5 protein-coding genes are annotated in these 5,858 nt (G+C 36.5%); 1 reads left to right on the top strand and 4 read right to left on the bottom strand.

Features of this window, described 5'->3' with window-relative positions:
- Positions 1–61: 61 nt before the first annotated feature.
- From rfbH to ACO6FI_RS13065, 4 genes are all read right to left on the bottom strand, one after another.
- Positions 62–1,402 carry a lipopolysaccharide biosynthesis protein RfbH gene (gene rfbH, locus ACO6FI_RS13050; RefSeq protein WP_485457705.1) on the bottom strand — a complete coding sequence of 447 codons (1,341 nt, stop codon included), beginning with the start codon at positions 1,400–1,402 and terminating at the stop codon, positions 62–64.
- 13 nt (positions 1,403–1,415) lie between these two features.
- The gene (rfbG, locus tag ACO6FI_RS13055) at positions 1,416–2,474 is read right to left on the bottom strand and encodes a CDP-glucose 4,6-dehydratase (RefSeq protein WP_485457706.1); all 1,059 of its coding nucleotides are present in this window, start codon (positions 2,472–2,474) and stop codon (positions 1,416–1,418) included.
- Positions 2,474–3,253 carry a glucose-1-phosphate cytidylyltransferase gene (gene rfbF / locus ACO6FI_RS13060; protein WP_485457707.1) on the bottom strand — a complete coding sequence of 260 codons (780 nt, stop codon included), beginning with the start codon at positions 3,251–3,253 and terminating at the stop codon, positions 2,474–2,476. The genes rfbG and rfbF overlap by 1 nt, the downstream gene beginning before the upstream one ends.
- A 670-nt stretch (positions 3,254–3,923) precedes the next feature.
- Positions 3,924–4,817 (bottom strand): Rpn family recombination-promoting nuclease/putative transposase, encoded by an 894-nt coding sequence (locus tag ACO6FI_RS13065; RefSeq protein ID WP_485457708.1) that lies wholly within the window; start codon positions 4,815–4,817, stop codon positions 3,924–3,926.
- Between the two features lie 554 nt (positions 4,818–5,371).
- On the opposite strand from ACO6FI_RS13065, the gene ACO6FI_RS13070 reads away from it, so the two are divergent.
- Positions 5,372–5,858: transposase family protein (locus ACO6FI_RS13070; protein ID WP_485457709.1), on the top strand; the 487-nt coding region annotated here is incomplete at its 3' end.

Here is a 5,858-nt window from a genome sequence, read left to right on the forward strand (position 1 = left end):
CTATGTTTGCATAGCAAATATAGTAAAAAACCGTGCACAAATGTACACGGCTTTTGAAATATTATTCTCTGACACCTTCAATAATCGTCTTTGCCATAAAATCAAGCATTTCATTGCTCATTCCCGGATAAAGTCCGACCCAGAAAGTATCATTCATTATTCTGTCTGTATTGGTAAGCTCACCTACCACTCTGTATCCTTCTCCATCAGCTCTCATCTGATCAAAACAAGGATGCTTTATAAGATTTCCTGCAAAAAGCATTCTGGTCTGAATACCGTTTGACTCCAATCTGTTTACAAGCTTGGACCTTTCAATTCCCTCTCTACAGGTAATTAAAAATCCGAACCAACTTGGATCTGCATTCTTTGCAGGAACAGGCAAAATAATCTTATCTTCCACACATTTTAAGGCATCATAAAGTCTTTTATAGTTTTCTCTTCTTCTTTGTGCAAAGTCGGGGAATTTCTTCAGCTGTGCAACTCCCACAGCCGCCTGAAGGTCTGTAGGCTTTAAGTTGTATCCGAAATGTGAATACACATACTTATGATCATATCCTAAAGGAAGCTCACCGTATTGACGATCAAATCTGTGTCCGCACATATTATCCTGTCCCGAATGACAAACACAGTCCCTTCCCCAATCTCTCATGGACTTTATTACCTTATTTAAAAGCGGATTGGAAGTATACACTGCACCGCCCTCTCCCATCGTCATATGATGTGGCGGATAAAAACTTGATGTTCCTATATCTCCCACAGCTCCGGTAAATTTCTTCTCCCCGTCTATAACATAAGTACTTCCAAGAGCATCACAGTTGTCCTCTATAAGCCAAAGATTGTTCTTTTTGCAAAACTTTGATACCGCCTCAAGGTCAAAAGGATTTCCGAGAGTATGGGCTACCATCACAGCTTTGGTCTTTGGTGAAAGTGCTTCCTCAAGCTTGGTTACGTCAATATTATACTGCGGTATTGTAACATCCACAAATACAGGTATAGCACCATATTGTATGATTGGAGTTACAGTAGTAGGAAAACCGCAAGCCACAGTGATTATTTCATCACCTCTTTTTACCTGCCTGTCACCTAAAAGCGGTGATGTTAAAGTCATAAATGCAAGCAAGTTTGCGCTTGAACCCGAGTTTACAAGCGATACATACTTCACACCGAATTGCTTTGCAAAGTCACTCTCAAACTCATAAAAATATCTGCCCGCTGTAAGCCAAAACTCCAAAGAGGCATCTACAAGATTTACCATCTCCTCAGAGTCATACACTCTGGAAGCATAAGTTATCCTGTCCCCCTCCTTAAACTCTTTCTTTTTATTGTGAAAGGCATCGTGATACTCCTTTACCAGTTCAAGTATCTCCCTGCGAGCCTCTTTTTGTGTCTTATTTTTTAACATCTCTCCTCCACTTTTATCTGTTCAAATACTTTATTATCTGCTTTTTCGTAACGGCATCCATATCCTCACCTTTACTCCACGCCTTATACCATTCCACACTCAGATCTATCGCATCATGCACATTAAGTACAGGTTTCCATCCGTAAACTTTCTTTAACTTATCACAGTTTAACTTAAGGAATCCCGCCTCATGAGGTCCTCCGTCTGAATGAATATTAAAATCAAAGCCCTCTCCCCAGGCTCTCTTAAAACTCTCTACCAAAGTCTTTGCATTTACACAGTCTCTGTCGTCAGGTCCTACATTAAAATATCCCTCAAACCTCTCTCTGTCCTGTGCCTGTCTCATAACTATATCAAGGTATATAAATAAAGGTTCCAAAACATGCTGAAACGGTCTTATAGAATTTGGATTTCTGATTATCACAGGCTTACCCGATACGGCCGCCCTTACACAGTCAGGTATTATTCTGTCTTTTGCAAAATCACCGCCTCCTATTACATTACCCGCTCTTGCTGTAGATACCGACAAATCGGCTAAAAAGCTTTTCTTATAGCTGTGTGTAACAAGTTCCGAACAAGACTTTGAATTTGAATACGGATCATATCCGTCAAGAAAGTCCGTCTCAACATATCCCTTATCCTGCTCTTTATTCTCATACACCTTATCTGTGGTGACATTAAGGAAACTCTTTACACTATTTGACAGCCTTACACATTCCATTATATTTACAGTGCCCATAACATTGGTCTCATAAGTGTATACAGGTCTTTCATAAGAATCCCTGACTATAGGCTGTGCCGCCATATGAATAACATACTCAGGATTCACTTCATCAAATACTTTCTTCAAATGATCGAAATCTCTGATATCTCCAATAACTGAATTCATCTCTGTTTCCAAACCTAAAATATCAAAAATATTGGTATCTGTAGGCGGATTAAGTGCATACCCTGTTAACTTTGCTCCACACATAATCAGTATCTTTGAAAGCCATGAGCCCTTAAATCCCGTATGACCGGTAAGAAGTACTCTTTTACTGTTATAAAATTTTTTCAACTCTTCCAAATTCATTATTCACTCCACCTCATCCAAGGAGCCTTACCACTTGCCCAAAGGCTCTCAAGTTTCTCCTTCTCTCTTTGAGTGTCCATACATTGCCAAAAACCGTCATGCTCAAATCCCATAAGCTCACCGTCCTTTGCAAGCTTTAACATAGGACCCTGTTCAAATACTGTAGCATCTCCTTCTGTAATATAGTCAAATATATTAGGATTAAGTACCATAAATCCGCCGTTTATAATGGCTGAATCGTCATCGCTCTTTTCTCTGAATGATGTAATAAGACCGGACTCGTCCTTTTGCAGTACACCCTTTTGCTGTGCCAAACTTACAGTGGTTATGGTCGCAGTCTTTCCGTAGCTCTTATGGAACTTAAGTAGCGCATCTATATCCACATCCGATACCCCGTCACCATATGTCAGCATAAAAGGTTCATCCTTTAAATGTTCCTTAGCCCTAAGGATTCTTCCGCCCGTCATCGTATTAAGTCCTGTATCAAGAACAGTAACCTTCCAATCCTCAGCATTTCTTTGATGTACTTCCATCTTGTTATTCTTCATATCAAAGGTTACATCGGAATTATATACAAAATAGTTGGCAAAATACTCTTTTATCTTATTTTGTTTATATCCTGCCAATATAACAAACTCATTGATACCGAATGTTGAATAGTACTTCATAATATGCCATAAAATAGGCTGACCGCCCAGTTCAATCATCGGCTTCGGCTTCAAATGGCTTTCTTCGGAAATTCTGGTCCCAAGTCCACCCGCTAATATTACTGTTTTCATTTTATTCTCCATAATGTAGTCAATATTGTTTTAATACAGCTAAGCTATCTTATCTAATCTTTTATCATACTCTACCGTCCCTAGCCACAAAAACAAATCTCTTCTAATACTAAGGCATATCTTATACTATGTCAATAATAGCAAATTTTGCTAAAATTGACTCAAAAAAAGAGTTGAAAAATCAACCCTGTCAAAGTTCTATATCGAATTACTGAACATACAGCCAAGTAGCCTTAACTACTTGACTGCATATATGAAAGAAAAGTGTTACCCATGCACGGGCCTCTAAAATGGTTTTTAGAAACTTATAGAAATTCAGATTAACAAGAGCGGAAAGTGCATTTTCCGTAGATTATCTTAGATATCAAATCAAAAGCCACGAAAAAGATTTGATATCTTTATTATACTATTTATACGGTTTTTGACAATAGGATATACTAATACTTAAGATTTTAAAACCGGTTTCATCGTATTGTACAAAGATTAATTCTATATTCTATAATATAAAGGGTATTGATTATGCAATATGCATTAAAATATATTACCTTTTCTTTAATATAAACTTAAGTGCCTCCTTAAATCCGGTTTATTATTAAAATCAATCTACCCAAATGCTTACCTTGTAACAAAAAAGCGAGTTGAACACTCAACCCGCAAAACTGTAAACATCTCACCTTAACAACCTGTATTTCTTTAAAAGCTCGTTTCTATATACCTTATCCGTATTAGCCTTTATTATTTTCTCTAAGTTACCTTCTCTCGCCAATATAGTATTCAGCTCACTTACCATATCAGCTCCTTCTTCTCTTCCTTCTGTTCTCCCCAGTTCAATTCCCTTTTCAAGGCCCTTTTCTTCCGCCAGTTCAAAAAATCCCTTCATATTGCTTACCTTCCTTTCATGTGCTACTTTTATTATATTCTCAACATTTTTAAAACCTGACATCGCAGACATCAACATCAAGATCTCATCTACATGCTTTACATTACTTTCATCGCCCCTGTATGTGTTAGTCGTTCTCATCTGATACAAGTAGTCTGCAAGCATACGAAAATCACTTTTAAACAGATTTATTTTTTCTCTATCCAAAAATGCTATCTCAAATATATTTATCTTATAGTCACTTACATATGGTTTTAAGTTTTCATCTACTTCAAGCAAATCCAACAAGGAGTTCGAGTATTTCCAATTCCTGTCATATCCCATATATAACACCAATGTAATCACGGGATATTTCTTTTTATATCTGTTCTCTTCCAATACCTGTTTCTTATACTCTGCACCGTCATAACCTATAACCCTCATCGGCATAAGCTTATCCGGTACAGTCTGATTTTCAAGCCCGAATAATGCTATATTGATTTGACTGTTCTTCCAATACTTTGCAACATCTCTGTACTGTGAATGTATCTCACCGTCAATTTTTAACGCGCTGTCAGCCGGAGTATCTATAAGTGCATCCTCATCCACTATCCTTTTACCGTTAAATAACAACACATTTACTATATCTGCAAATACATCATTATATCTCTCAAGCATCTTTTGTGTTATATCTTTACCATTCATACTCTATCCTCCTTATTATACCAAAGAAATTTAATTGACTCTATAAAAATATCCACACATGACCACACAGCCAAGTAGGGCAGACTACTTGACTGCGTGGTCACGTTCATATCAGTCGATGCACCGACTCTACCATGGTTTTTAGAAACTTTTTAGAATTTCAGATTAACAAGAGAGGAAAGCGCATTTTCCATAGATTATCTTAGATATCAAACCGAAAGCCACGAAAAAGATTTGATAGTTTTATTATACTATTTATGCTGTTTTTGACAATAGTTTATGTTAATACTTAAGATTTTAAAACCACTTTCATCGTATTGTACAAATAATAAAGCTATATTCTATAATACAAGGGGTATCGATTATGCAATATGCCATAAAATATATTACCTTTTCTTTAATATAAACTTAAGTGCCTCCGTAAACACGGTTTATTATGGCTGTATAATTAATGTTGGGGTGGGGTATTACCAATCTCGACATTTTTTATTATAATAAAAAACCTCCAAGTCCCCAGTTCAACACAAAAAACTATACTTGGAGGAGGTGTCCATATGAACAACCTAAATAAGATTTTATGTATTTATGATTTAAAAGTCAATGTTAATTATGTAAAAGACGATGATATTTCGTTTTTTATTACTACTGACCCTAAACCTCATAAATGCCCACGATGCAATAACCAAACCGCTAAGGTACATGATTACAGAATCCAAAAGATTAAAGATATACCCTTTCAAGGTAAATCTTGCACCCTGCACCTTAAAAAGAGACGTTATCATTGTCCTAACTGTGGCAAACACTTTTATGAATCATATGATTTCATTTCAAGGTATATGCATAGAACTCAAAGGCTGACCAAGTTCATTGCTCATTCTTTCCATAGTGCAATAACTATTAAGGAGGCATCCGACAGAGCTAATGTCTCTACACATACTGTATATAAGGTACTTGGTACACTTAACAATTCATCTGATAGAATTGGGGAAGCTATATCAATAGATGAGTTTAAAGGTAATGTGGGAACTGAAAAGTATCAAA

Source organism: Lachnoanaerobaculum sp., assembly GCF_057250505.1.

What these genes read in the sequence shown, in the direction of transcription:
- rfbF (WP_485457707.1), bottom strand. Translation starts at nt 3,253, where the DNA reads ATGAAAACAGTAATATTAGCGGGTGGACTTGGGACCAGAATTTCCGAA.
- rfbG (WP_485457706.1), bottom strand. Translation starts at nt 2,474, where the DNA reads ATGAATTTGGAAGAGTTGAAAAAATTTTATAACAGTAAAAGAGTACTT.
- rfbH (WP_485457705.1), bottom strand. Translation starts at nt 1,402, where the DNA reads ATGTTAAAAAATAAGACACAAAAAGAGGCTCGCAGGGAGATACTTGAA.
- ACO6FI_RS13065 (WP_485457708.1), bottom strand. Translation starts at nt 4,817, where the DNA reads ATGAATGGTAAAGATATAACACAAAAGATGCTTGAGAGATATAATGAT.